Annotated in this window: 21 protein-coding genes; 8 read left to right on the forward strand and 13 right to left on the reverse strand. The window is 57.4% G+C overall.

All coding sequences use genetic code 11. The features are described 5' to 3' along the window. Window positions 1–15: 15 nt before the first annotated feature. From SIC15_RS16930 to dctP, 4 genes are all read right to left on the reverse strand, one after another. Window positions 16–441 (reverse strand): GlcG/HbpS family heme-binding protein, encoded by a 426-nt coding sequence (locus SIC15_RS16930; protein ID WP_069181873.1) that lies wholly within the window; start codon window positions 439–441, stop codon window positions 16–18. Window positions 442–463: 22 nt separating this feature from the next. Further along, window positions 464–1,996: a TRAP transporter large permease subunit gene (locus SIC15_RS16935; RefSeq protein ID WP_349342468.1), complete on the reverse strand. Its 1,533-nt coding sequence runs from the start codon at window positions 1,994–1,996 to the stop codon at window positions 464–466. Next, the gene (locus tag SIC15_RS16940; protein WP_069181875.1) at window positions 1,993–2,697 is read right to left on the reverse strand and encodes a TRAP transporter small permease subunit; all 705 of its coding nucleotides are present in this window, start codon (window positions 2,695–2,697) and stop codon (window positions 1,993–1,995) included. The genes SIC15_RS16935 and SIC15_RS16940 overlap by 4 nt, the downstream gene beginning before the upstream one ends. A gap of 99 nt (window positions 2,698–2,796) precedes the next feature. Further along, the gene (gene dctP / locus SIC15_RS16945; protein WP_205632635.1) at window positions 2,797–3,846 is read right to left on the reverse strand and encodes a TRAP transporter substrate-binding protein DctP; all 1,050 of its coding nucleotides are present in this window, start codon (window positions 3,844–3,846) and stop codon (window positions 2,797–2,799) included. A 343-nt stretch (window positions 3,847–4,189) separates the two neighbouring features. Between dctP and SIC15_RS16950 the strand changes: the two genes are divergently transcribed. The 6 genes from SIC15_RS16950 to astE all read left to right on the forward strand — a co-directional run bounded on the left by SIC15_RS16950 (window position 4,190) and on the right by astE (window position 9,424). Beyond that, on the forward strand, window positions 4,190–4,948 hold the full coding sequence (locus SIC15_RS16950) for an FCD domain-containing protein (protein ID WP_069181877.1): 759 nt from the start codon (window positions 4,190–4,192) through the stop codon (window positions 4,946–4,948). Window positions 4,949–5,103: 155 nt separating this feature from the next. After that, the gene (locus tag SIC15_RS16955; RefSeq protein ID WP_064230039.1) at window positions 5,104–5,874 is read left to right on the forward strand and encodes an ABC transporter ATP-binding protein; all 771 of its coding nucleotides are present in this window, start codon (window positions 5,104–5,106) and stop codon (window positions 5,872–5,874) included. Window positions 5,875–5,974: 100 nt separating this feature from the next. Then, window positions 5,975–6,727 (forward strand): transporter substrate-binding domain-containing protein, encoded by a 753-nt coding sequence (locus SIC15_RS16960; RefSeq protein ID WP_412536512.1) that lies wholly within the window; start codon window positions 5,975–5,977, stop codon window positions 6,725–6,727. A gap of 51 nt (window positions 6,728–6,778) precedes the next feature. Next, window positions 6,779–7,483 carry an ABC transporter permease gene (locus SIC15_RS16965; protein WP_136629966.1) on the forward strand — a complete coding sequence of 235 codons (705 nt, stop codon included), beginning with the start codon at window positions 6,779–6,781 and terminating at the stop codon, window positions 7,481–7,483. A 3-nt stretch (window positions 7,484–7,486) separates the two neighbouring features. After that, the gene (locus SIC15_RS16970) at window positions 7,487–8,209 is read left to right on the forward strand and encodes an ABC transporter permease (RefSeq protein ID WP_069181880.1); all 723 of its coding nucleotides are present in this window, start codon (window positions 7,487–7,489) and stop codon (window positions 8,207–8,209) included. 159 nt (window positions 8,210–8,368) lie between these two features. Next, on the forward strand, window positions 8,369–9,424 hold the full coding sequence (gene astE / locus SIC15_RS16975) for a succinylglutamate desuccinylase (protein WP_412536513.1): 1,056 nt from the start codon (window positions 8,369–8,371) through the stop codon (window positions 9,422–9,424). A gap of 16 nt (window positions 9,425–9,440) precedes the next feature. On the opposite strand, the gene SIC15_RS16980 is transcribed toward astE, so the two are convergent. Together SIC15_RS16980 and SIC15_RS16985 are read right to left on the reverse strand one after the other, a co-directional pair. Further along, a complete protein-coding gene (locus SIC15_RS16980; protein WP_412536514.1) occupies window positions 9,441–12,467 on the reverse strand; it encodes an efflux RND transporter permease subunit in 3,027 nt (1,008 codons plus the stop codon). Beyond that, window positions 12,467–13,546: an efflux RND transporter periplasmic adaptor subunit gene (locus SIC15_RS16985; protein ID WP_349342465.1), complete on the reverse strand. Its 1,080-nt coding sequence runs from the start codon at window positions 13,544–13,546 to the stop codon at window positions 12,467–12,469. The genes SIC15_RS16980 and SIC15_RS16985 overlap by 1 nt, the downstream gene beginning before the upstream one ends. 166 nt (window positions 13,547–13,712) lie before the next feature. Here SIC15_RS16985 and SIC15_RS16990 point away from each other — a divergent pair, with 166 nt between their 5' ends. Beyond that, window positions 13,713–14,348, forward strand: coding sequence for a TetR/AcrR family transcriptional regulator (locus tag SIC15_RS16990; RefSeq protein WP_412536515.1), 636 nt, complete (start codon window positions 13,713–13,715; stop codon window positions 14,346–14,348). Between the two features lie 22 nt (window positions 14,349–14,370). On the opposite strand, the gene astB is transcribed toward SIC15_RS16990, so the two are convergent. The 6 genes from astB to SIC15_RS17020 form a co-directional block, all read right to left on the reverse strand. Then, a complete protein-coding gene (astB, locus tag SIC15_RS16995; protein ID WP_412536516.1) occupies window positions 14,371–15,711 on the reverse strand; it encodes an N-succinylarginine dihydrolase in 1,341 nt (446 codons plus the stop codon). Window positions 15,712–15,725: 14 nt separating this feature from the next. Then, window positions 15,726–17,201 carry a succinylglutamate-semialdehyde dehydrogenase gene (gene astD / locus SIC15_RS17000; protein ID WP_412536517.1) on the reverse strand — a complete coding sequence of 492 codons (1,476 nt, stop codon included), beginning with the start codon at window positions 17,199–17,201 and terminating at the stop codon, window positions 15,726–15,728. Then, window positions 17,189–18,289, reverse strand: coding sequence for an arginine N-succinyltransferase (gene astA, locus SIC15_RS17005; protein ID WP_069181887.1), 1,101 nt, complete (start codon window positions 18,287–18,289; stop codon window positions 17,189–17,191). Before astA ends, astD begins: the two co-directional genes overlap by 13 nt. 52 nt (window positions 18,290–18,341) lie before the next feature. Beyond that, entirely contained in the window at window positions 18,342–19,361 is a 1,020-nt protein-coding gene (locus SIC15_RS17010; protein WP_412536518.1) for an arginine N-succinyltransferase, read from the reverse strand. A 9-nt stretch (window positions 19,362–19,370) separates the two neighbouring features. After that, window positions 19,371–20,585 carry an aspartate aminotransferase family protein gene (locus tag SIC15_RS17015; RefSeq protein ID WP_412536519.1) on the reverse strand — a complete coding sequence of 405 codons (1,215 nt, stop codon included), beginning with the start codon at window positions 20,583–20,585 and terminating at the stop codon, window positions 19,371–19,373. A 99-nt stretch (window positions 20,586–20,684) separates the two neighbouring features. Then, window positions 20,685–22,145, reverse strand: coding sequence for an exonuclease domain-containing protein (locus SIC15_RS17020; RefSeq protein WP_412536520.1), 1,461 nt, complete (start codon window positions 22,143–22,145; stop codon window positions 20,685–20,687). A gap of 699 nt (window positions 22,146–22,844) precedes the next feature. Between SIC15_RS17020 and SIC15_RS17025 the strand changes: the two genes are divergently transcribed. Continuing rightward, a complete protein-coding gene (locus SIC15_RS17025) occupies window positions 22,845–23,345 on the forward strand; it encodes a hypothetical protein (protein ID WP_412536521.1) in 501 nt (166 codons plus the stop codon). A 350-nt stretch (window positions 23,346–23,695) separates the two neighbouring features. Here the strand turns inward: SIC15_RS17025 and aceF are convergent, their stop codons facing one another. After that, window positions 23,696–25,357, reverse strand: a complete 1,662-nt coding sequence (aceF, locus tag SIC15_RS17030; RefSeq protein ID WP_412536522.1) for a dihydrolipoyllysine-residue acetyltransferase — start codon at window positions 25,355–25,357, stop codon at window positions 23,696–23,698. Window positions 25,358–25,366 lie beyond the last annotated feature (9 nt).

Consider the following 25,366-nt stretch of genomic DNA (forward strand, 5'->3'; position numbering starts at 1 on the left):
TCTGTGTGACAGTCATCAACCGCGTTTTGTTTCAAAGTGGTCGAGACCGGCCTGGGCACAGTCCATATCCTGCTGGGGAGTACCGGAACTGATGCCGATACCACCCACCACATCGCCGTCGACGATCACCGGCAGGCCACCGCCGACAGAACTGATACGCCCGCCCACTTCGGTATGGATACCGAAGGCCAGACTGCCGGGCACGTTCACCTTGTTGTAGTCATGGGTGGCCTTCTTGGCCGCAGCCGCGGTAAAGGCCTTGTCCTGGGCAATGGTCACACTGGTGATCTTGCCGCCGTCCATACGCTCGAAGGCCACCAGATTGCCGGATTCGTCCACCACAGCGATGCACATGGGCACACCGATCTCGCGGGCTTTTTCGGCCGCGCCCTCGATGAGGATGCGCGCGTCGGCAAGGTCCAGTCGTTTGATCGTCAACATAAAGCATTACTCCTTGATTTGATTAGCCGTAAACCAGCCCTGGCAGCCAGGTCACGATGCCGGGAATCAGAACACACATGAACAGTCCGAACGCCTGAATCGCCAGGAACACCAGGGATGATTTGAAGATGGTACCCATGGAGATTTCCGGGGGACAAACGCCACGGATGTAGAACAGTGCGTAACCAAACGGCGGACTCAGGAAAGACATCTGCATGTTCACCAGGTACAACACACCGAACCAGAGCACCACGTCGTCACCGGCAACCGGCGGGAAGCCGAACAGGCCGGGGAACTCCAGCGCTTTCACGATCGGAATAAAGATGGGTACCGCGAGCAACAGGATACCAACCCAGTCAAGGAACATACCCAGTACAACCAGCAGCACCATCAACAGGAACAGGATGCCGTAGGCAGACATACCGGTGCCAAGAATCGCGTCCGTTACGAACTGCTGACCACCCTGGAGGATGTAGAAGCCCACGAACACCGAGGCACCGAACATGATCCAGAGAACCATGGCGGATGCTTTTGCGGTGGTCACAGATGCTTCACGCAGACCCGCGATCGAGAATTTCTTGTGCATCATCGCAACAATGATGGCACCGAAGGAGCCGATACCTGCGGCCTCAACCGGGGTAGCAATACCGCCGAACAGCAAACCAAGAACCAGACCAACCAGAGCAAGAGGCGCAATCAGATTGCCCAGAAGCTTAAGCTTTTCTTTCAGGCTGATCCGGTCTTCTACCGGAATCGGCGGCCCAAGCTTCGGATTCAGCCAGCTGCGAACCAGCACGTACGTCAGATACAGGCCGGAGAGCAGCAAACCCGGCATCAGGGAGCCAAGATAAAGCTCGCCCACCGACTGCTGCGCCACAACCGCGTACAGGATGGCCAGAATCGAGGGCGGGATCAGGATACCCAGGGTACCACCGGCCATGATCGAACCGATGGCAATCTTGTGATCGTAATGCCGCTTCAGCATGGCCGGCAGCGCGATGATGCCCATGGTGACAACGGCAGCGCCGATAACACCCACCATCGCCGCCAGAATCGTAGAGGCCACAATCGTTGCAGCGGCAAGACCACCACTGATGCCACCCATCCACTTGTATACCACGCTGAACATCTCTTCGATCAGGCCCGCGCGCTCAAGCATGGATGCCATGAAGATGAACAGGGGAATCGCCGCGATGTCCGGGTTGGCCATCAGCGGGAAGATCCGGCCGGGGACGATATTCAGCATCATGGCGTCACCCACCAGATAGATGAACATGACACCCAGGCCACCGGTCACGAAAGCCAGGGGCAAGCCCATCATCAGGGCGACGGCAAGGGAGCCGAACATCAGATAGGTCAACGGACCGATTTCTACGCCGGAAAGGCTACCCGAGAGCTTGAAGAGAAATTTCTCGTCACTCCACGGGTCATAAAACAGAATGTTGATCAACTCAACACAGATGACAAACGCCAGCGCAACGGTGGCGATGATCATTAACCATGTGCCCAGCTTCCCGGCCATGCCGTTGTTGGGCGCTGCAGTAGTAGAACTCATGATGTGCGCTCCTGACCGAGACGAATGAACAGAACGATGTCTTTAAGCAGTTTGGAAAAACCGGCGAGCAGCAACAGGATTGCGCCCACAAACATCACACCTTTCACGGGGTAGTATTGAATGCCCCAGGTCTCGACAGTGGTCTCCTGCATCATCAGAGAGTCCTGGAAGAAGGTCCAGGAGGTGATGGCCAGAACCGCCGCGAAAATAAAGAAGAACATGGAAGTGAAAATATCCATGCCCACTCGCCCGCGAACCGGCAGGAAGTTGTAGACAACATCCACCCGCACATGAGCGCCATGCAACAGCGCGAAAGCGCCGGCAAGAATGTACTGCATACCGAAAATCAGGAAGCTGGCCTCGTGCACCCAGATCGTTGGCATGTTGAAGAGGTAACGCATTACCACTTCGAAGAAATAGAACAGCACTGCGTTGATGGTCCAGAACGCAACGAAAAGGCCTGACTTCTCGCACATCCAGTCAACGATTTTCGTAAACCAGTTACCCTCATATTCAAACTTAGCAAGCGGATCATCTTCTTCAGACTGTAACTCGGAAACCGTTTTCTCGGGCTCGGCCTCATCCCCGCCATGCTTGCTGCTCCACTTGTCCCAAGCCATCATGAGCAGTGGCATTACGGCAAGCCAGCCCCAGTAGAACCAGTGCGGCATGACAAAGCCAAATGCACTCAGATCAGACATGTTGTTACCACCTAGATCAAAGAGCGGGGAAGGGAGAGTTAATCCAGAATCGGCTAACCCTGCCTTCCCCGTTTATCGCTATTGTTGAATGGTCAGACTTTACTGATAGTCCGCAACGTCTTCTTCCGTGATGTAACCCACCGTCTCGTTCATCATGTAGTCAAGCTGGATATCGAGGATGGCGCGTGCGTCCTCGTTCTTGTTCGCCCAGTTAAACCAGATGGGAATCGCGGCCTTCCGCCAGGTTTCCAGATCTTCCTGGCTCAGGCGGGTAACCGTGTCACCCTCTGCCTTGAACTTCTCCATGGCCTCAATGTTGCGCTCCTGGATAGCCAGATAGTGCTTCTGGGAATAGATGCGCACTTCGTCCTCAACCAGCTGCTGAAGCTCCGGGGAAATAGAGTTCCAGGCACGCATGCTGACAGTCAGGTCCATCAGGTCTACCGGCTGGTAGATGGACATGACCCCGGGAGGTCCGAAGATGATGTAGTCGGTCACCTGGGAGAAGCCCAGTTCGTAGTTAACCGCGGGGCCTACGTAGTCCGCGGCGTCAATGGTGCCCTTCTCCAGTGCCGGGAAGATATCCGAGCCCGGAAGGCTGACGGTAGAAACGCCGAACTGCTGGAACACCTCGGCCACCATGCCACCCGGCACACGGATCTTCATGCCCTTGAGATCTTCAAGGCTGTTAACCGGCTTCTTGGAGTGGATGATGTTGGCGTCGTGCTGGATAGGACCAACGTAGAACAGGCCGAACTTCTTGTAGATTTCCCGGGTCTTTTCGAGCATGCCCATGGAGTAGAACATGGTGTCCCAATGGTGAGGCTGGTCGGGACCTGCAGGGTAGGAGGACAGGAACACGGAAGCAGGAATCTTTCCTGACCAGTACAGCGTGAACGGGTTCATGCCCTGAAGAACACCGTTACGCACCGCGTCAAAGAGTGCGTTGTTGTCGGCGGCGACAGCCTTGGCTGGGAAGCACTGGAACTTCAGCTCGCCGCCAGACTTGGCCTCAATACTTTTGCACCACTCGTCGAACAACGAGTAGCCCACAGTACCGGCGTCCCAAACGGACTGAATCTTCCATGTGGTTGCAGCCTGGGCCTGGCCTGCGCCCATCAGCATTGCGCCCGCCAAAGCAGCGCCCATGGCGGCGGTTTTGAGAAAACTTCTGCGAGGTGGGGTCTCGCCGGTGTCACATGTGGTTCGGATGTTATTCTTCGAATTCATCGAAACGTCTCCGTTGGCTTTGTTGTTATCAACGTTGAAGCAACGCCGGCTCGAGCCGACATTAGAAGAATATTCGTAGGCAATCCGTGTTTAGTCCAGTTCGGGCAGCACTGGTCTGACCAGTTTTTGAGGCATTAAAAATGGACGAAATACGCTGAATCAGCCATATTTAACGGGCTCGGACGCATAGTAGTCAGTAAAGGAAAAATGATTAATCAGAAGCAATCACTGGTCAGACCAGAGAGCGCACACAGGCACTCACATGGCAATCTCCCAGGAAATCTCATACCGGCTTGAGCGCCTTATACTCGATGGTGGGCTGGCTCCCGAGCAGAAGATACCGTCCGAACGACAATTGGCAACGCGTCTGGGTGTGTCCCGTGCGGTCATTCGGGAGGCCTTGCACGAACTTCAGGGTCGTGGTGTCATCGAAACCCGCCACGGCAAGGGCTCGTTTGTTGCGAGCATGGTTCCCGGAGCAGACGAGCTCGGGGAACAAAGCCCGCTGATGCATCTTTTCGAGGGGCACCCTCGAACACTGTTCGATCTCCTGGAAGTACGGGAGCAGTTGGAAGGTCAGGCCGCTTACCTCGCCGCACAACGGGCGACCCGGCTTGATCGCCATCGCATCACCAAGGCCTTCCGCGCCCTGGAAGACACAGACCCCCTCAGCAATGCCCGGCTCGACCACGGGTTTCACCTGGCGATTGTTGAGGCCTCCCACAATCCGGTTCTGGTGCATGTACTCAATAGCCTGAAAAACATGATGTTGTTGACCGTCCAGGCCTCGGTTGCCAACCTGAATCCAAGAGAAGAAATGCGCAAGAAAATCGTCCGCCAGCACCGGCAGCTCTATGAAGCCGTCATTGCCGGAAAGGCTGCCAATGCACAGAAGGTGGCGATGGCTCATGTACGCTTTGTCAGCGAGGCAATGAGAGACATGGAGAAGGATGGCGGCACCCTCATCCGGCTGCCAGTCAACCAGGAAGCGGCTAATGAATATTCCCGGGCCGGCACCTGAGCATGGCAAAAAGCTTGCATTGAACAATCATTCGACCACAATGTCATGCAGCCAACGGCGGTGAATTTCGGTAAAACGCTCTTATTAAGGGATTGATTTCCGGATCCACAGTCCGTAAAACATGCGCCTTTGAATTACAGCCCCAGGAGTCACCCATGGCGGACCAAGCGCCTTTGATCTGCAGGGACATTCACAAAACCTTTGACCAGCTTGAAGTGCTCAAAGGTATTTCACTGGAGACCCGCAAAGGCGATGTGGTTTCCCTGATCGGCAGCTCCGGCTCCGGCAAGAGTACCTTCCTACGTTGCATCAACCTGCTGGAAACACCCACCTCCGGCGACATTATCGTGCACGGCGACCCAATAAGGTTCACAACCAACCGTAAGGGCGAACGTATCCCGGCGGATAACAAACAGGTTGAACTGATCCGTGCCAAGCTCTCCATGGTGTTTCAGAGCTTCAATCTCTGGTCCCACATGACCGTGCTGGAGAACATTATTGAAGCGCCGATTCACGTGCTCAAGGTTCCCAAGAAAGAAGCCATCGAGCGCGCCGAAGCCTACCTGAACAAGGTGGGTATCTACGAACGCAAGGACTACTACCCGGCCCAGATGTCCGGTGGTCAGCAGCAACGCGCAGCCATTGCCCGCGCCCTGGCCATGGAACCGGAAGTCATGCTGTTTGACGAACCCACCTCGGCTCTGGACCCGGAGCTGGTCGGTGAGGTGCTGAAGGTTATGCAAAGCCTGGCCGAGGAAGGCCGAACCATGATCGTGGTCACCCACGAGATGGCATTCGCAAGGGATGTGTCGAGTCAGGTCCTGTTTTTGCATCAGGGCGTGATCGAGGAACAGGGTACCCCCGAGAAAGTGTTTGATCACCCGGATTCGGAACGCATGAAACAGTTCCTGACTCCCAACTTCTGACACTCGGTGCTATCTTGAACCGGTGAAGAAATAAAATGTTGGAACCAAAAACTTCCATCAAAAATAAAGCCCAAAAGGCAAACCACTGGAGAAGTGACACATGAAGAAAATGATTTTTGCAGCAAGCTGCGCCCTCGCCCTGATTGCTGGCAGCGCACAAGCCCAGGAGCGGGATCTCCGCATCGCATTCGACGTGCCCTACGCACCGTTTGAATACAAAGATGAGAACGGAAACCTGACCGGCTTTGAAGTAGAGCTGGCTGAAGCCATGTGCGAAGAGATGAATGCCAACTGCGAATTCGTGATTCAGGCGTGGGACGGGATGATTCCGGGCCTGCTGGCACGTAAATTCGATCTGATCATGTCTTCCATGTCCATTACTCCGGAGCGCGCAGAGCGGGTTCTGTTCTCCGAGCCGTACTACAACACCCCTGGCGGCTGGTTCGGACCTGAGAGCTTCAACACTGACGTCACTGACATGAGCGCGATGGAAGGCAAGACTGTTGGTGTTCAGCGTGGCACTACCATGGACACATACGTGACAGAAAACATGGGCGGCGTTGTTACTATCAAACGCTACACCACTGCTGATGACATGGTTCTGGACCTGGAAGGCCAGCGTCTGGATGTCGTCTTCGTAGACTACCCGGTGGGTGAAGAAACTGTGCTCTCCAAAGACGGCTTCAAGGAAGTCGGTGAGCCGGTCAAGCTGGGTCAGGGCGTGGGTGTTGCCATGCGCCAGCGCGACACCGATCTTGCAGACGAAGTAAACGCTGCCCTTCGCACCCTGAAGGAAGATGGCACCTACGACACCATCATGCAGAAGTACTTCGCTTACGACATCAAGATATAAAACTGCCGAGGGGTGGCCCATCAGGGCCGCCCCTGCTTACCGGACACTCCCATGCTCGATCTGAAAGGCTATGGCCCGGCCCTGTTGGAAGGGGCAGTAGTCACCATTGAACTGGCCTTCCTGTCTCTTGCTCTCTCGGTTGCCCTGGGACTCATTGGCGCGTCTGCCAAATTGTCGCAAAGCCGGGTAGCCAAAGGTATCGCAACCACCTACACCACCCTGATTCGTGGCGTGCCAGACCTTGTGATGATGCTGCTCTTCTATTATGGCGGCCAGGTTGCAGTGAATATGCTCTCGGATTACCTCTGGGCAGCTTACGAAATCGACTTTTTCTTTCAGTTCGACCCGTTCATCTCCGGCGTTGTAACGATCGGGCTGATCTTTGGCGCCTACATGACCGAAACCTTCCGGGGTGCCTTCCTGGCGGTTGAAAAGGGCCAGATTGAAGCGGCACGGGCCTACGGCTTTACCCGGCTTCACACCTTTCGCAGAATCATGCTGCCGCAAATGCTGCGCCATGCCCTGCCCGGCCTGGGTAACAACTGGCAGGTTCTGCTGAAGACGACCGCCCTGGTTTCAATTATCGGACTCACTGATATGGTTCGTGTGGCCGAGGAAGCTGCCAAGGCGGAGCGCATGCCGTTCCACTTCTTTATTCCAGTAGCGGCAGTGTATCTGGCCCTGACGGCGGGATCAGAATTGTTCATCAAGTGGCTCGACAAGCGGGCCAATGTCGGCGTGGTTCAGGGGAGTTAACAGATGCCTGATTTCATTGCCGAGTGGCTGAACCAGAACGAAATCTTTACCGCCATGACCCTGATGGAGTACTGGGATGGCATGGTCACGACCGTGCATCTGGTGTTCCTGTCCCTGGTCATCGGTTTGTTGGTGGCGGTTCCGCTGGCCATCCTGCGGACGGTTCGCAATCCGTTCGTGTCCGGTCCGGTCTGGCTTTACACCTATCTGTTCCGCGGTACGCCCCTGCTGATTCAGCTTTACATCATCTATTACGGCATTGCGCAGATTCCCGGCATCCAGGAGACCTTCTGGTGGGAGATTTTCCGGGAGCCGTTCTACCCGGCCCTTCTGGCGTTCACGCTGAACACGGCGGCTTATACCACGGAGATCATCCGGGGGGCGATTGTCTCCACGCCCAACGGCGAGATTGAAGCGGCCAAAGCCTATGGCATGAACTGGTTTATGCGGATGCGGCGGATTGTGTTGCCGAGTGCAGCGCGACGGGCGGTGCAGGCCTATTCCAACGAGGTGATTTTCATGCTGCATGCCAGTGCGATTGCCAGTGTGGTGACCATCGTGGATCTGACTGGGGCGGCCCGTAACATTTACTCCCGGTTCTATGCGCCGTTTGATGCGTTTATCTTTGTAGCGCTTTGCTATATGGCGCTTACGTTTATTCTGGTGTTCGCGTTCCGCAAACTGGAAAACCATCTGCTGAAGCATCAGCGACCGGTTAGTGGCTAAGTCTGCAAAAATCATACTTCAGTGTCCGGGCAGGCAGGGTATTGCCTCCCGGGAACCGCTACGAGCACATCCATGTGCGCTTGACTGAAGCCATCCATGGCTTCAGACATTCCCGGGAGGCAATACCCTGCCCGCCCCCAGACCTGGTTCGGGGATTCTATGTCAGCAAAACACGATCTGTTTGGAACGCATTCAGACTGGCTCTCCCAGACGCTCGACAACGCCAATGCCTCACTCCCGGAAACAAAGACTTTTCTCCCCGATGGCACCCGTATCAGCCGCAAGGCTGTTGGCGTTCTGGACATTGCACCTCCCACCAACCGCAACAACCCCAATGCCGAAGCCATCATTGTTTCTGCCGGTGTTCATGGCAATGAAACGGCGCCGATTGAGGTTCTGAACGGGCTGGTTTCCGAGCTGATTGCCGGCGAGTGGGAACTTGCTTGTCCGGTATTGCTGATTCTTGGGAACCCACCCGCGATGGTCGCCGGGAAACGGTTTATGGAGGTGAACCTGAACCGGCTGTTCGATGGTGCCCACGGGCGGAGCGAGTATCAGGGGCTGGCCGAGGCTGCGCGGGCGCAGGAGCTTGAGGAGGCGTGCCGGCAGTTTGCGATGGCGAATCCACAGGCGCTTTATCATTATGATCTGCACACGGCGATTCGACCTTCTCACCGTGAGCGGTTTGCGTTGTATCCGTATGTTGAGGGGCGGACCGTTCCGTCAGAGCAGTGCGAATTTCTGTTGGAGGCGGAGGTGGAGACGCTTCTGCTGCAGCACAAAGCGGGTACGACGTTTTCGTCGTTTTCGTCGTCGCTGCTGAAGGCCGAGAGTTTTACCGTGGAGCTGGGTAAGGTGCGGCCGTTCGGGCAGAATGATCTGGGGCGTTTTTCAGGTATCCGGGATGCCTTGCGACGGCGGTTCCGGGGGCTACCCTCACCTGCTCCACAGCCGCCGTTTGATCACCTGACGGTATTCGAGGTGGTGCATGAGATTCTGAATACCGGGAAGAATTTCCGGTTTCATATTCCGGACGATGTGGCCAATTTCACCGACTACCCGCCGGGCAGGGTGATCTGGGAGGATGACGAGACCAGCTATCGGGTTGGGCATTCGCCGGAGGCGATTGTGTTTCCAAATCCGGAGGTGCCGGTCGGCCATCGAGTCGGGCTGTTGATCCGGCCAAAAACGGGGTCAGGTGAGAGCTTCACCTGACCCCAGTTTCAGCGACTCAGGCCGGGGCGTTTTCGGGTTCCGGCACGCTGACTTTGATTAGCTGGGTACACACAGCCGGTATAACCAGCAATGTAAGCACTGTTGAGGCCAGCAGGCCGGAGATGATGGCCCAGGCCATGGGTGGCCAGAGTGTCGAACTGGAGAACGCCAGGGGCAGCAGGCCGGCCACGGTGGTTGCGGTGGTCAGCAGGATTGGTCGGGTACGCTGCTCTACGGCGTTACGCATCGCATCGCGGATGTCTCTTCCTTTCTCCAGTTCCCGATCCATCACGTCCAACAGAACGATAGCGTTGTTCACCACGATCCCCACCAGGGCGATCACGCCCAGCAGAGACTGGAAACCGAAGGGTGAGCCGGACAGCACCAATCCGGGGAAAATACCAACGGTAGCCAACGGCACCGTCAGAAGGATAATGCCGACCCGGCGGAAGGAGTTGAACTGCAGCAGCAGGAAAAACAGCAGCAGCAACATGCCAATAGGGGCTGCGGTGAGCAGAGCTGTGTTGGCTTCACCGGAGCCTTCGGCATCGCCGCCCATGGCCATGCGGGTGCCGGGCGGTAACGGGTTTTTCTCAAGGCCTGCGTAGAGGCCATCCAGGGCCTGGCTGAAGCTGTAGCCGGTTTCGAGGTTCGCGGTGACGGTGTTCATACGCACGCCATCCCGAAGGTATCGGGCCGCCGGCTCCCAGGTGGTATCCACGGTCGCCACGGCTGACAGTGGTACGGCGTCGCCGCGGTCGTTGTAGATGTTGACGGACAACAATCGCGACAGTGACAGGGCCGTGCCCTCACGGGAACGCAGCACCAGGGGAATGGGATCATCTTCCTGGCGATAGCGCTCGGCAACCACACCAAAACTCTGGCCGTACAGGCTCTGGGCCACATCCGCTCGGGTAAGGCCATATCGGGCCGCGGTGGCGTCGTCCACGTTGATGGCGATGCTGGGTACGCCGATGTCCAGGTCGTGGCGTACGTCAACCGTACCTTCAACACCTCGCAGGATGCTGAAAATCTGTTCCACCGCTTCTATTCGCGAGCCGTCGTCAGCGTGGTAGACGCGGATTTCCACCGGGGCAGCTCTGGGGGGCCCCTGCCCGAGGATACCCACGGTGACATCCAGCTCCGGCATCTCGGCTTTCACATGGGCGCGGATCCAGCGAATCATGCCGGTGGTGTCTTCCAGCGTCGGTGTGGTAACCACCAGACGAGCCCGGTTCGGTGCCTGAGGCGCGCGCTGCAGGTTGTAATAAAAAGAAGGTCCGGTGAAGCCTACGAATCGGTGAATCTCAAGCGCATCCGGCTGTGAGCGGATCATTCGCTCCAGACCTTCGGTTGCCTCTGCCGTGCGAGCCTGGTCGGTGCCCTCGGGCATATAGACTTCAACAATCACCCGGGGGCGATCGGCATTCGGGAAGAACTGTTGGGCCATAAAGGGGGTCATCGCAACACTGATAGCAACCAGGATGGCACCGGCGGCAATCAGTCGCCCGGGATAACGGGAAACCAGACTCCCCAGGAAGCGGGCGACGCCAATCAATCGGTCCTGGCCGGCCTTGCGCCGGGGTTTCAGGAATCGGGCCGCCAGCAGCGGAACGGCAGAGATAGCGAGCAGATAGCTGACGGACAGTGTCAGCATGATCATCACCGGCACGCCGCGGGTGAAGTCAGCGGCACCGCCCTTGGCCAGAAGCAGGGGTGCAAAGGCCGCCAGCGTGGTTCCCGTCGAGGCTCCCAGCGGGCCAGCCAGTTCACTGACGGCTTTGCGCAGGGCATCCAGCCGGCGCATGCCCTCATCCAGATGCCCCTGGATGTTTTCGACAATCACGATGGCGTTGTCGATGAGGATGCCCAGGGAGATTACCATGCCGATCACAGCTATCTGGTGCAGCACGCCGCCGCCAAGATCGTAGAGCCCGACACTGATCAGGGCCACCATGGGCAGAATCGAGGCCACCAGCAGCCCCATCCGGATGCCCATGCCGGTGAAGACCACCGCCACGATAATCAGCACCGAGAGCACCAGGCTCCAGGCCAGGTTGTCGAGTCGTTCCTGTACTTTGTCTGGCTGGAAAAACATCTCGCGGATCTCGTAGGGTTCGAAATCTCCGCGAATCTGCTCCAGGCGTTCACGCACCCGCTCACCGAAACGGATCGCATCGGTGGTGCCTTCTTCCATGATGATGGAGACCAGAACAACCCGCTCGCCGTCATACCAGGTTTCCGGCTGTCTCGGTTCCACCGGCCCGCGCCAGACATCCGCCGCCGCAGCCAACGGTACCTGGGAGCCATCCGGAAGTTCGATGGGTGTTGCCCGGATGGCATCGATGTCGGCAAACTCGCTGTTGGGAAGCACCGACAGGCGGCGGCCGTTCACCACGACGAACCCACCGGGAATGGTCTGGTTGCGCCGGGCCAGCGTGTCCAGCACCCGCGCCGGGGATATGCCAAGCCGGTAGAGCGCGGCATCGTCCAGGGCCAGGGTAATCTGTTCGTCGGCATCGCCTTCCAGCTCAATCCGCGACACACCGGGTAGATCCGAGAGATTCTGCTTCAGCCGTTCGGCCACATCGGACAATTCGGTGACCGAGGGTGAACCACCCACGGCCATGACAATGGCGGGAATATCGATCAGGCGATCGTCGAGCACCATCCGCCCCACGTCATCCGGAAAGTCCTGCTTTGCACGCTCCATAGCCTGGCGCACCCGGTCCCACGCGGGGTCGGTGTCGTAGATATCGTCATTGAGGCGCAGACGAACGATGGCTACGCCGGTACGGGCCGTGGATTGCGTATAATCCACCTCCTCCACCTGACGCAGCTCATCCACCAGGGGCCGGAGTACCAGACGCTCGACAGCCTCGGCACTGGCACCCGGATAATTAATGCTGATCAGGCCGGCCCGGTACGGAAAAGACGGATCTTCCTGTCGCGGCATGGTGCTGTAAGCAGCTATACCAAGCAGGCAGAGCATGGTCACAACCATGCCCAGCAGGCGCTGGCAGTTCAGAAGCCGACGGGTCATCAGCGCACCTCCACGGCATCACCGTCCGCCAGCCGTGTCATTCCGGCATAAACCACCTGATCACCGGGAGACAGATCACCGGAGGTAACCACCACTCGTTCCCCGACAACCCGGTCGACTTCTACCGAAACCCGGTTGGCCACACTATCCCGAACCCGAAACACGCTGACGCCCTCGGCGTTGCGAATCACCGAAAGCAGCGGAACCGTGAGAGCGGATTCCCGCACCGGGGTAATCCCCACCTCTACGGGCGCTCCAGGCTCAAGCGTGTCAATCGGAAGGCTCACCAGAACCGGATGCAACTCACCGCGAATGGCGCTTGCCTGGGCGATTTCAACCACCGAACCGGTTTGCGGCGGCTGACTGCGATCCTGCACCGACCAGACGGGCAACGTCTGCTCCAGTTCCACGTGATCCAGCAGGTAGGCGGGTACCCGCACCTCCACTTCGCGCCCTTCTGGAGAGGACAGCCGCATCACCGGCTGACCGGCGGCAACAAATTCATCCTGTTCAACCAGCAGCGCTTCCACCCGCCCGGAAAAAGGTGCCCGGAGTGTACTCTCTTCCAGTAGCTGCGTTGCCTCAGCCAGGGACGCCCGCGCCGTTGCCACGCTGGCTTCCAGGGAATCCCGCCGCGCTGCAAGCTGCTCGAGTGTCTGTTCTGATACAACACCACGCTCATGCAACCGGCTGGAGCGTTCCCATTCCCGTTGGGCCTGCAGATACTGCGTTCGCAATTCTTCCAGCCGGGCCCGGGCAGAATCCCGGGCCGGCTCCAGGCCGGGATTGTAGACCCGGGCGAGAAGATCACCGGCCTGCACTTTCTGGCCCAGCTCCACCGCACGCTCCCTGAGGGTGCCACTGACCTGGAATGTCAGCGTTGCGCGCTGGGTGGCGCGAACAATACCTGAAAACCGCAGGGGCATATCCTGGCGTTCACCGCCGGTAACCTCTGACACACGCACTGAAACCTTCTGCTCCCCGGATTCCGGGGTTACGTCACTGGCTTTGCAGCCCGACAGAAACAGTGAAAAAACCGCAAGCGAAACGATGGCGACGGGGATTCGAAGTGGTGTCATGACTCTTCCTTTCATCCATGCTCGTGTAGTTGGCGGGGTCCAGTCCCTGGAGAAACCCGATGGTTGATTTAGACATCATGTCATTCTTTGACATTTTGTCAATAATCGGGTTTGATTCGTTTTCAGGTATCCTATGCCTGTTGTTGCCAACCAACCGGATGATTGAATGAGCGAACCGCTGAAAACCCGCCGTGAGCGAGAGAAACAGGCCCGTTACGACACCATTCTGGATGCTGCCGAACTGGTGTTCTCCGAGAAGGGCTACGAGCGCACGTCCATGGACGACATCGCCCGAACCGCCAGTCTCAGCCGGGCCTTGCTGTACGTGTACTTCAAGGACAAGGCAGCGATACAGCGGGGCATCATGCTAAGGGCGGGACACAGCCTGTTCCGGCGGTTCGAAGAGGCAAGACAGACCGCCGACAATGGTCTGGCCCAGATAGGGGCAATGGGGGAATCCTATTATCGCTTCTATCTGGAGGAACCGGATTACTTCTCGGCGCTGACCAAGGCATCCACAGCCATGGCCGAGGCCGATGAAAGCCAGGCTGAGGAAATGCTGTGCTCGAAATCAGACCTGATGGAACTGATGGTGGGGGCAATAGAGCTGGGGCTTCAGGACGGCACCATGAACCGGGACCGGATTACCGACCCCGTTCAAACCGCTTTGTATCTGCGCGGTGCCCTGCACGGGGTAATATTGCTATGTCAGTCGGAAATGGGCGAAGGCAACCCGGAATTTCCGGCCGAGCAGTTGATCCGACACACGATGGATATGCTGACGTCGTCGATCTCAGCCTGACGGCCCCGGGGCTCAACAACCTTTAGAGCTGGAAATCATAGATGGAACCCAGGCCCATGATCCCGGTTAACTCATCCAGGGCTTTGCGAACCTCTTCCAGCAACATCGGATCGCCAAGCTCATCCTGGCTGAGCTCATCCCGATAGTGGGCTTCAACCCAGGTGATCAGACGCTCGTAAAGTTCGTCAGTGAGCAGCACGCCCCGATTGATAGCCCTGAGCTCAACGTCATTCAACACCACTCGCAAACGCAGACAGGCAGGCCCACCGCCATTGCGCATGGACTGTTTAACGTCAAAAACTTCGACCGAGGTAATCGGCCCACCGGACTTCACCAGGTTATCCAGATAACGGCTGACAGAAGCCACTTCCCGACACTCGCCGGGCACCGCCAGCAGCATGCCATCCGGCGTGTTCAGTAACTGGCTGTTGAAGAGGTAGGACGCCACCGCATCGTCCAGTGGCACATCGGCACTGCTGACCCGCACCGCTTCCAGCTCGGCGCCAGTCAGGCGCTCACGGATATCCGCCAGCACCTGTTCTTCGTCGAGGAACGCCATGTCATGGTAGAAAAGGGTATTGCCGTTACCGACGGCAATCACATCGTTATGAAAAACACCGCCATCAATGGCCTCCGGGTTCTGCTGGGCAAAGACCACATTACGATCCTTGAGCCCATGCAGTCGCGCCACCGCCTGGGAGGCTTCAAGGGTTTGTCTTGCCGGGTATTTCCTGGGTGCCGGCGCCTGCTCGTTGAATGCAATCTGGCCGTACACAAAAAGCTCCACACCGGGCTCGCCGTATCCGGCGCACAACCGGGTATGGTTGGCGGCACCCTCGTCGCCGAAGTGGCTCACGGATGGCAGCGCCGGATGGTGGGCAAAGTAGCTCTCGTCGGCAAAGATGGCTTTCAGAGAGCGACCGGTCACCGTATGTTCGATGGACCTGTGAAACTTGGCGCTCAGGTTGGCCGGGGTGAAATGCACGCGATGGTCCGACGTGTCGGCACTCGGTGATACCGTGGCGGCATTGGCCGTCCACATCGGCGACGCAGACGAAACCGCCGCCAAAATCGATGGACTGGATTTTGCCGCCTGCGCCAGCACCTGGGCATCCGTACCCTCAAACCCCAGAGCACGAAGCGAGGGAATATGCGGGCGCTCGTGGGGCGGCAGAATGCCCTGCACATAGCCCCGGTCCGCCAGACGTTTCATCTTGGCCAGGCCCTGCAATGCCGCCTCCTTCGGATTGGAAACGGAACTGACATTGGACTTGGAGGCCACATTTCCCCAGGACAGCCCTGCGTAGTTGTGAGTCGGGCCAACCAGGCCATCGAAGTTTGCTTCAACCGCGTGTTTCACCATGGCACTGGGTCCCGTTAATCGAAATTGAGGCCGGGTGCCAGAGACTCTGGCAACTCACTCTTGCCGGCCTCCAGAGACGCCATGGGCCAGGCGCAGTAGTCGGCGGCATAGTAGGCGCTCGGGCGATGGTTACCGCTGGCACCAACACCACCGAAGGGTGCGGCACTGCTGGCGCCGGTCAGTGGCCGATTCCAGTTCACAATGCCGGCACGCACTTCCTCCACCAGCCGTTCATAGAGTTTCCGGTCATCTGTCAGGATACCTGCGGAGAGCCCGTAGCTCGTGTCATTGGCCAGCTCCAGGGCGTCGTCAAAGCTTTTGTAGCGATACACCATCAGCAACGGCCCGAAAAACTCCTCATCGGTGACGTCGAGCCCGGTGGCATCAATGATACCCGGGGACAACAGGCCGGTTCCCTCCTTCAGAGACTTCATTTCCAGCAGGGATTTGCCCCCCTTCTCCAACAGGCTGGCCTGGACCGCCAGGAGTTTGTCAGCGGCTTCCGCGGAAATAACCGATCCCATGAACGGCTGCGGATCGGCATCGAATTCACCAACCTTGATGCGTGCGGAGACTTCCACCAGCCGGTCAAGGAACGCGTCTCCTTTCTTGCCCTTGGGCACCAGCAGTCGCCGTGCACAGGTACAACGCTGGCCGGCAGACAGGAATGCCGACTGCAGTGCGTGATGCACGGCGCCATCCACATCGGCCACGTCCTGCACGATCAGCGGGTTGTTGCCGCCCATCTCCAGGGCCAGGATTTTCTCCGGCTGGCCGCCAAACTGCTTGTGAAGCAGGTGTCCAACGGTTGAACTTCCGGTAAAAAACAGGCCATCGATTCCGGGATGACTGGCCAGGGACTTGCCAGTCGCCGAGTCCCCCTGCAAGAGGTTGACTACTCCATCCGGAATGCCAGCCTTCTCCCAGAGTTTCACCGTCAGCTCGGCGACACCGGGGGTCAGCTCACTCGGTTTGAACACCACCGTGTTACCGGCCAGCAGGGCGGGCACTATGTGGCCGTTCGGCAGGTGCCCCGGGAAGTTATAGGGGCCAAATACCGCAACCACGCCATGGGGCCGGTGTCTGAGCACCGCGTGCCCACCTGCAACATCGGATTCGGATGTGCCAGTGCGGTCGTTGTAGGCTTTCACCGAAATGCCGATCTTGCCGATCATTGCCACTACTTCGGTGCGTGACTCCCACAGGGGTTTGCCGGTTTCCAGCCCGATCTGATGGGCCAGCTCTTCCTTGTGAGCTTCCAGCAACTCACCAAAGGCTTCGACCACGGCCTGTCGTTCGGCAAAGCTTTTGCGCTGCCACTTTACAAAGGCATTGCGGGCCTCACGAACGGCCGCATCCACATCTTCAAGGTTGGCGCTTTCACCATCCCAGATTGTCTCACCGGTGACCGGCTGGACAGATTCGAATATCGGCCCATGGCCCTGCAGCCAGAGCCCGTCGATAAACAGTTCACCTGTCAGCTTTGCCATTTCGATGCACCTCCCGGTACTGAGCTTCTATAAGTATGTTTGGTCAGCATCCCCGAGTCTTTCAAGGGGGCCAGACGAACCGGATCACCAGATTCAATCTGCAACGCCTCGGCCACTTCCGGCGGAAGGCTGACGGTATCCGGCCCTATGCAATCTATCGGCAGGGTGGTCACCCGGAAGTCCCGGAATGAGCGGTTCGACACCATCACCCGCTCGTCGGCAGGCACGTTAAGGTTCACTGGCTTTCGAGTAACCATTGCGTGCCGGTTCATGCCTTCCCTCACCGTGCGGATGTTGTGCACGAAGGCTTCGACCACGGGGCCACCATCGAAAATGTCCACCAGCCCGTTAAAGTTGAACCCCTCTGATTGAAGCATGCGAAGCGCTGGCGCGGTGTTGTCATGAACCCGGCCAATGACCGCCCGGGCCGAATCCGGCAGCATGGGCAGGTAGATCGGGTACTTGGGCATCAGCTCGGCAATAAAGGATTTGTTGCCCAGGCCAGACAGCATGTCCGCCTCGCTGAATTCCATGTCAAAGAACTTGGTCCCCAGCGCGTCCCACAACGGGCTTCGACCCTGGGCATCGGACACGCCGCGCATTTCCGCGAACACTTTTTCCGAAAAATGCTTGCGAAACTCATCCAGATACATGAACCGGCACCGGGAGAGCAGAAGCCCGCTGCCCCCGCCTTTGTATTCATCCGACAGCAGCAGCGAGCAGATTTCGCTGGTGTCGGTCATGTCGTTGGACAGGTGCAACGTGGGTGTCCGTACATGCACACCCAGCTCTTTAGAGGCATTCACCGTAACGCTCAGGCGGTAATTGTAGAACACCTCGTCCAGACCAACCCGGGCTTGAATACCACTGATCCCAACGGTTTTTTTGCGCTCGATATCCTCAAGAGCAAACAGATACAAGCCTGCTTCCGGCGCAATGCGCTGATTGAAGGTCTCACGGGCGTGATTGATTTTTTTCTGGAGCAACTCTCGATCCGCCGGCAAGGTGGTCAGCCCTTTACCGGCACCCTGGGCCATGGCGTACAGGTCATCCAGATCGTTTTCCTGTAACGGGCGAATTACCAGCATAAGGTCGCCTCCCCGAGATCGACAGCTACAAACTTTGCCATTCCCAAGCTTGTCATAGCGGCGCAATCCTTACCCGGTCGCCCGCGGTAATGTTCAGCGCCTTCCAGGTCGAAACCGGAACCTTGAGTTTGTCGTCCAGAGTTTCAGCGACCGGTGTGAGGGTGCAGCGAAACTGCTCCCGCTCGCCAGCAGCGATCAGACAGGTTTCACCCACAGCCTCATTACTGCCATGAAGCTCCTTGGGGTGGCTGGTCACCAGGGTTTTCAGGCTATCGGTGCGCCCCTCCAGAACCGGGCCGGCATCAAAAATGTCCAGAAAACTGCCCGGCTGGAATCCCTCTCGCTGAAGTAGCTCAAAATTAGGGACGGTTATCTGATGCGGCTGCCCCATCGCCTTCTGGGCAGCCTCACTCAGCAGCGTGACATAAATGGGATTCGGGGGCATGAGCTCGGCAATGAAAGTCTTGCTCAACTGACCGGAGTACTGGTCTGCCGTCTCGAAATCCATATCAAAGAAATGCCGGCCAAGACTATCCCAGAAGGGGACGCTGCCATCCTCCAACTGCACCCCCTGGATTTCCACCGCCATCCGCGAGGTAAACCATTCCCGATGATCTGCAATAAACAGAATCCGGGCACGGGATAGTAATTCGAACGCGTCGGTATTCTGGAGTTCGGGCCGTATGGAGAACGAACACAATAGCGAGACATCGGTAAGCGAATGAGAGGGGTAGAGCACCTCCACCCGGCGCGACACCCCCAACTCATGAGAGGCATGGATCAGGGCATCCCGACGGTAACTGTAGAAGGGCTGGCCATTGCCGGCGAGGGCATCAATGCCGGCGGTGCCAGCAATGTCTCCGGTCTTGGTGTTTGCCAGCACGAACAGAAACCTGGGCGGATCGTCTTCGGCGCTGATCCTGCCGGAAAAAGACGCCAGGGATTGCTCGATCTTGTAAGCCAGGGCGTCGCCCTGCTTGGGCAGAGTGGAAGAAAGACGGGCACACTGGGTGCCCGCCATGGCCAGAATCTGGTCCAGATCATCCGGCCGAGCCGGACGTACCAGCCACATAAAATCTCCTTAGACCGCCAGTTTTTTCACCGCCGCTTCAAAACGTTCGAGGGCTTCGTCAATGTCCGATTCGGGGATAATCAGGGACGGCGCCAGACGAATCACATTCGCACCGGCCACAAGTACCATCACGCCCTCTTCCAGGCCGGCATTCAGAAAATCCTTGGCCTTGCCCTGCCATTTTTCGGTCAGCACACAACCGAGCAGCAGACCGGCGCCACGAACCTCACTGAACACACCGTAGCGCTCACCAATATTCATCATACCCTTGCGGAGTTTGTCGGAACGGGCTTTCACGCCCTTGAGAATCTCCGGCTGGCTGACGGTGTCCACCACCCTCTGAGCCACGGCGCAGGCCAGTGCGTTACCACCGTAGGTGCTGCCATGGGTACCCACACCCAGACTGGCGGCAACCTTGGCCGTCGTCAGCATCGCCGCTACCGGGAAGCCACCACCAAGCCCCTTGGCACTGGAGAGAATGTCCGGCACCACGTCGTACATCTGATAAGCGTAGAAGTGGCCACTTCTGCCCACACCAGACTGCACCTCATCAAACACCAGCAACGCGTCATTTTCATCACAAAGCTCGCGAAGCCCCTGGAGGAACGCCTGGTCGCCGGGCATAACGCCGCCCTCACCCTGAATCGGCTCCACCACCACGGCGCAGGTTTTGTCTTTGGAGATCAGCTTCTTCACCGATTCCAGATCGTTGAACTCGGCGTGATGAATACCGCCAGGCGCAGGCTCGAAGCCTTCCAGGTATTTTGGCTGGCCACCTACGCTCACGGTGAACAGGGTTCGCCCGTGGAATGAGTTCTTGAACGAGATGATCTCGTTCTTGTCTTTGCCAAAATGCTCCCAGGCGTAGCGCCGGGCCAGTTTGAAGGCTGCTTCGTTGGCCTCAGCACCGGAATTGGCGAAAAACACACGCTCGGCGAAGGTGAGGTCACACAAAGTCTTTGCCAGGCGCAGGGCCGGCTCGTTGGTCATCACGTTGGACAGGTGCCAGATTTTCTCGGCCTGATCGTGCAACGCACCCACCAGTCCCGGATGGGAATGGCCCAGGCAGGTCACTGCAATGCCGCCCTGGAGATCAATGAACTCGCGGCCTTCCTGATCCCAGATCCGGGAGCCCTCTCCTCGCACCGGAATAATGGAACCGGGAGCGTAGTTGGGCACCATGACTTCATCGAACAGTTCGCGGCTGACGGGGTCTTTATTCATAAATCTCTCTCGGGAAAGCGGCTAAGCACATAAAAATAGTTGAGTGACCACACCAGACAAGTAAGTGGGTATGCGGACTCTTGCACCATAATACGCCACTCACGGCATAAGAACATCCGGTTCCCCGATGGCCGGCAATTCAATCACCCTGTGCGGCATATTCTCACTCTTGTTGCGATCCAACAGCGTGCCGATCAGAAGCTTGTAGGAGTCCAGATCAAAGGTGACCGCCTGGCCGCGGAGAGAAAGATCCTGCAGCTCGTTTTCATCATGCAGGGTGGCCACGTGCATCCAGTTATAAACCACCAGGATATCCGTGCGGCCGGTTCGGGCATTGCGCTCAACAATCCCAACCGGGCCTTTCCAGGGCCAGGTTTTCAGCCGCAGGCTGTGAAAGGCAATCTGTACCCTGAGATTGTAGCGCTCGACATTCTCGAGCTCTTCGCAGGCGCCCTTGCAGCGCCCCAGCGAACGCTGAAAACAAGGCCCTTCGTTTTCAGGCTCCAGCCCGAGCAGTCGATTGCACAGCTCGTTTTTGGCCGCGATGCCGCTCAAGGCACGCTCGGCATCCCGTTTGCTGCGGAACAACCCGAAATAATCCCCCAACCGGTGCGGCTCGATCTCACGAACCAGCCGAGCCTGCAGATACTCTGCCTCGTTTTTCGAAAGCTCGATGCTCACCAGATTCTTGGCGGCCCGGGACCGACGATTGAACAGGGGCTTCAGCGTCTTGATCTGTTTGAGTTCGAGAAGAAGCGCTCCAAGCTCACCTGCCGTTTCTGTGCACTCGACGCGACGGAGGCTCTCGGACATCCGCACACCCCGGGACGAGTTATGATCGCCGGAAAAGTGCGATGCCACCCGCTGGGCAATGTTCGTGCTCTTGCCCACATATAAAAGCACATCGTTCTCACCGTAAAAACGATACACCCCCGGCCCCCGAGGCAGATCCTGAAGGATATCCGTTGGCAGATGAGAGGGTATACTCGGCCGTTGCAGCAGCTCCCGCAGGGCACTTTCGAATCTATCATCCCCCTTCTCTGCACGGGCATGCTCGAAAAACGACAGCATGGCCGAGACATCCCCCATGGCCCGATGCCGCTGAACCTGGGCAAGACCATGACGGGCTATCAGAGCATCCATGTTATGACGCCGGAATTCCGGGTAGAGCCTTCGGGAAAGCTTCACCGTACAGAGCACCTTCGCCGAGAAAAGACGCTCCAATCTGCGAAACTCGGATTTTATAAAACCGTAATCAAAGCGGGCATTGTGAGCGACAAACACCTTGTCATTAAGCTGTTCCTCCAGCTCGTCCGCTACATCCGCAAACAACGGCGCATCCGCCACCATTTCATTGGAGATGCCAGTGAAGTTTTCGATAAACGGGGAAATCCGCGTTTCCGGATTCAGCAGCGTCTGCCACTCGCCCACAACCTCGCCGGCCCGCCAGAACCGGATACCAATCTCGGTAATCCGGTCCCGGGCTGAATTGCCGCCGGTGGTTTCAATATCAAGAAACGCGAACGTCGCTGACTCAAGAACTGTACTTTCGGATGCCATGGAACAACATTACGCCTCGCTGGCAACTGCAGATGCCTGTATATGAACGAAAAGCTGTTATAGACATTCGTCTAATTTCTGCAGGAGTTTATTTGAATTGTCACGAATTCGACTAACTACCTTGTTTTTGGGTCTAACAAAAATAATGTGTGGAGACAACAACGATGCAAAGCAACAAACTGAGATTGGCAATTCGTGTCGTGCGACTGCAGCAACTGCAGTTTTTGGTGTGGCTGGCGCGATAGCATTGAACACTGATGACTACAAGACAAATCTTTACGATTTCGCTCGCGTGGTTGCGGCTTAGATATCGACGAGGACATCTCTAATGGTGGCCGCGCCTGCGCCACGCTTATGGCGAGTACAACAACGTCAGAATCGGTCGGTACTGGTCCAACTATAACTCTTGGGTCGGTAACACTGCCAACGTGGACTTCGATGGCGTTCCAGGTACTGCTGGTGCACAAGACCGGACCGAACAAATCACCTACATGAGCGGCCCGTTCTCCGTTTCACTGGAGAATGCTATCGATTACGGCGGAGTAGTAGGCGTAGCTCCGGTTCGTAAACTTCAATCCGACGGAACGCAACAGCTAGAGCTAACACCGGGCCAAGATAGAGGCACCGTCGCCAGCTCTCCTGCACTGACTACAAAGTTTGAAGATTCACAGGGTGGATTTCTCCTACGCGGCAGCCGTCATGGCCAAGCAAACAAGTTACGACACAGGCACAGCCGATGATTCATCCATCGGTTACGCGGCATTCCTGGCCGGTAAAATTGCCATTACCGACATGATCTCCATTCAGGGCGCGATCAACTTCGCAGATGGTGCCAGCGCCTATGTATATCGTTCGGGCAGCAACTTCGCTGGTGCGGATGCTTACGTAGACGGCAATGGCGATCTGGAAACCATTGAAGCAGTAGGCGGCGCTCTGGGTGCTAGCTTTGGTTTGGGTAATGGACGCTCGGTCAACGTAGGCTACGGCACATCAATGTCAGACATGGACGACGCCGTTCAAAGTGGAGCAGTTGCAGCAACAACGACCGAACAGAACACTTCCATGTATATTAACTACATGTGGAGTCCGGTTGATAGCGTGAGCATGGGTGTACAGTTCGAGAATCTCGAAACTGAAAGCCAAGGCGGAGCCGATGGCGACGCAAATCGTCTCATGTACATAGCTCAATACAACTTCTAATCCTTCCGTTAGAAGTTAGTTGACTCAGCAGAAACCCCGGCTCCGGCCGGGGTTTTTGTTTGTGTGGGCTTTATTCAGACCTCTCCGATTGCTTCTGCCTTGAGGCGCTATTGACCAGCAACACCTCGAAGCTCATTGATTGGTAGGCTAGGCGGAGAGAGATGTACATGCAGAAAAGCGATTAGATAGAAGCCAGAACGAGAAAGGCCGGTACGACTTTTCAGAACTGTAGAGGGCCATGGATGGCCCGAAACAAGCGCACATGGATGTGCTTGTAGCGTGTTCTGAAAAGTCGCACCGGCCTTTGTCGTGCCACCCAACCCTCAGGCTGAGTGACACCAGGCTTCAGATCAAAGCAGAAGGGTACGAATGTCCCCAAGAAGCTGACTGAGCACCGTGGTAAACCGGGCAGCATCAGCCCCATTCACCGCACGGTGATCGTAAGACAGCGACAGCGGCAGCATCAGGCGGGGCTGGAACTCCTTGCCGTCCCAAACCGGCTTCATCGCCGCTTTGGACACCCCAAGGATCGCCACCTCCGGCGTATTCACGATCGGCGTAAATGCCGTGCCGCCAATACCACCGAGACTCGTGATGGTAAAACAGGCACCCTGCATTTCTGCCGGCTTCAGCTGCTTGTCCCGGGCCTTCTGGGCAAGCTCGGCGCTTTCCGCCGCCAGCTCCCACAAGCCCTTCTTGTCCACATCCCTGATCACCGGCACCATCAGCCCATGGGGCGTATCCACCGCAATCCCGATGTGAATGTACTTCTTGCGAACCACCTCCTTGCGCTCCATGTCCAGAGACACATTGAACTGGGGCAGTTCCGCCAGCGCCGTGGCACAGGCCTTCAGCAGGAACGGCAGCGGCGTCATCTTCACGCCCTTCTTCTCGCCGGCCGCTTTCTGGGCCTTGCGGAAATCCTCCATATCGGTGATATCCGCATCCTCGAACTGGGTTACGTGAGGCACGTTCAGCCAGCTGCGCTGCATGTTATTGGCCGTGGCGAACATCATCCGCGACATGGCCTCACGCTTCACTTCACCAAACTGACTGAAGTCCGGCAGCTTGACACCCGGAATACCAGAACCGGTAGCAACGCCAGTACCCTGCTGAGCCTGCTTGAGCTGGCTCTTCACGTAGGCATGGACATCGTCCTTGGTAATCCGGCTCTTCGGGCCTGAGCCCTTGATTCGCGTCAGATCGGCACCCAGCTCACGGGCCAGCTTGCGCACGGCCGGGCCAGCATGGACCTTGGCGCCAGGCGACGGAGGCTCATAAGTGGCGCCCTGTGGCTCAGGCGCAGACTCTGCTTCCTGTTTCGGCTTCTCCTCGGACTTGGGCTCAGGCTTCTCTTCCTTCGCCGGTTCCTCAGACGCGGGCGCCGAGGCTTCTTCCTCTTCGCCACCACCTTCCTGAACCGTCATCTCCAGCAGTTCATCGCCCTCGGAGAGCTTGTCGCCCTCGGATACCAGGATCTTGCCCACTTTGCCCGCATAGGGCGAAGGAATCTCCATGGTGGCCTTGTCCGATTCCACTGTAACCAATGGATCGTCGGCCTCAATGGTATCGCCTTCAGCAACGTTGATTTCTATCACCGGAACATTGTCGAAACCATCCAGCGCAGGAACCTTGACGGTCTCCTTGCGGGAGCCACCAGAAGCCTTCTTCGGCGCTGGCTTGCTCTCTTCGGACTTCTGTTCCTGCTTTGCTTCTTCCTTTTCCTCGGCCTTTTCCTCGGGCTCGTCGCTGCCGGCATCGTCAGAGCCACCGGCGCTGGCTTCCATCATGCCAACAACATCACCTTCTTTTACCTTGTCACCCACCTTTACGGTGATCTTGGTGATCTTGCCGGCACCGGGAGACGGCAGTTCCACCGAGGCTTTGTCTGACTCAACCGTCAGAATCGGATCTTCTTCCTCAACCGAATCCCCTGCGCTGACAATGATTTCGATAACCTCGACCTCATCCGCACCGCCGAGATCCGGAACCTTGATTTCCTGTTCACTCATGGCGGACTC

The organism is Marinobacter sp. MIT932201 (assembly GCF_047123295.1).
Classification (GTDB): Bacteria; Pseudomonadota; Gammaproteobacteria; order Pseudomonadales; family Oleiphilaceae; genus Marinobacter; species Marinobacter salsuginis.

Coding starts and splice junctions, on each gene's coding strand:
- SIC15_RS16980 (WP_412536514.1), bottom strand. CDS start 12,467: ATGACCCGTCGGCTTCTGAACTGCCAGCGCCTGCTGGGCATGGTTGTG.
- SIC15_RS17025 (WP_412536521.1), top strand. CDS start 22,845: ATGGCCAAGCAAACAAGTTACGACACAGGCACAGCCGATGATTCATCC.
- SIC15_RS17020 (WP_412536520.1), bottom strand. CDS start 22,145: ATGGCATCCGAAAGTACAGTTCTTGAGTCAGCGACGTTCGCGTTTCTT.
- dctP (WP_205632635.1), bottom strand. CDS start 3,846: ATGGGCGCTGCTTTGGCGGGCGCAATGCTGATGGGCGCAGGCCAGGCC.
- SIC15_RS16930 (WP_069181873.1), bottom strand. CDS start 441: ATGTTGACGATCAAACGACTGGACCTTGCCGACGCGCGCATCCTCATC.
- SIC15_RS16965 (WP_136629966.1), top strand. CDS start 6,779: ATGCTCGATCTGAAAGGCTATGGCCCGGCCCTGTTGGAAGGGGCAGTA.
- aceF (WP_412536522.1), bottom strand. CDS start 25,357: ATGAGTGAACAGGAAATCAAGGTTCCGGATCTCGGCGGTGCGGATGAG.
- astE (WP_412536513.1), top strand. CDS start 8,369: ATGTCAGCAAAACACGATCTGTTTGGAACGCATTCAGACTGGCTCTCC.
- astD (WP_412536517.1), bottom strand. CDS start 17,201: ATGGCAAAGCTGACAGGTGAACTGTTTATCGACGGGCTCTGGCTGCAG.
- SIC15_RS16950 (WP_069181877.1), top strand. CDS start 4,190: ATGGCAATCTCCCAGGAAATCTCATACCGGCTTGAGCGCCTTATACTC.
- astB (WP_412536516.1), bottom strand. CDS start 15,711: ATGGTGAAACACGCGGTTGAAGCAAACTTCGATGGCCTGGTTGGCCCG.
- SIC15_RS16990 (WP_412536515.1), top strand. CDS start 13,713: ATGAGCGAACCGCTGAAAACCCGCCGTGAGCGAGAGAAACAGGCCCGT.
- SIC15_RS16960 (WP_412536512.1), top strand. CDS start 5,975: ATGAAGAAAATGATTTTTGCAGCAAGCTGCGCCCTCGCCCTGATTGCT.
- SIC15_RS16970 (WP_069181880.1), top strand. CDS start 7,487: ATGCCTGATTTCATTGCCGAGTGGCTGAACCAGAACGAAATCTTTACC.
- astA (WP_069181887.1), bottom strand. CDS start 18,289: ATGCTGGTAATTCGCCCGTTACAGGAAAACGATCTGGATGACCTGTAC.
- SIC15_RS16940 (WP_069181875.1), bottom strand. CDS start 2,697: ATGTCTGATCTGAGTGCATTTGGCTTTGTCATGCCGCACTGGTTCTAC.
- SIC15_RS16935 (WP_349342468.1), bottom strand. CDS start 1,996: ATGAGTTCTACTACTGCAGCGCCCAACAACGGCATGGCCGGGAAGCTG.
- SIC15_RS17015 (WP_412536519.1), bottom strand. CDS start 20,585: ATGAATAAAGACCCCGTCAGCCGCGAACTGTTCGATGAAGTCATGGTG.
- SIC15_RS16985 (WP_349342465.1), bottom strand. CDS start 13,546: ATGACACCACTTCGAATCCCCGTCGCCATCGTTTCGCTTGCGGTTTTT.
- SIC15_RS17010 (WP_412536518.1), bottom strand. CDS start 19,361: ATGTGGCTGGTACGTCCGGCTCGGCCGGATGATCTGGACCAGATTCTG.
- SIC15_RS16955 (WP_064230039.1), top strand. CDS start 5,104: ATGGCGGACCAAGCGCCTTTGATCTGCAGGGACATTCACAAAACCTTT.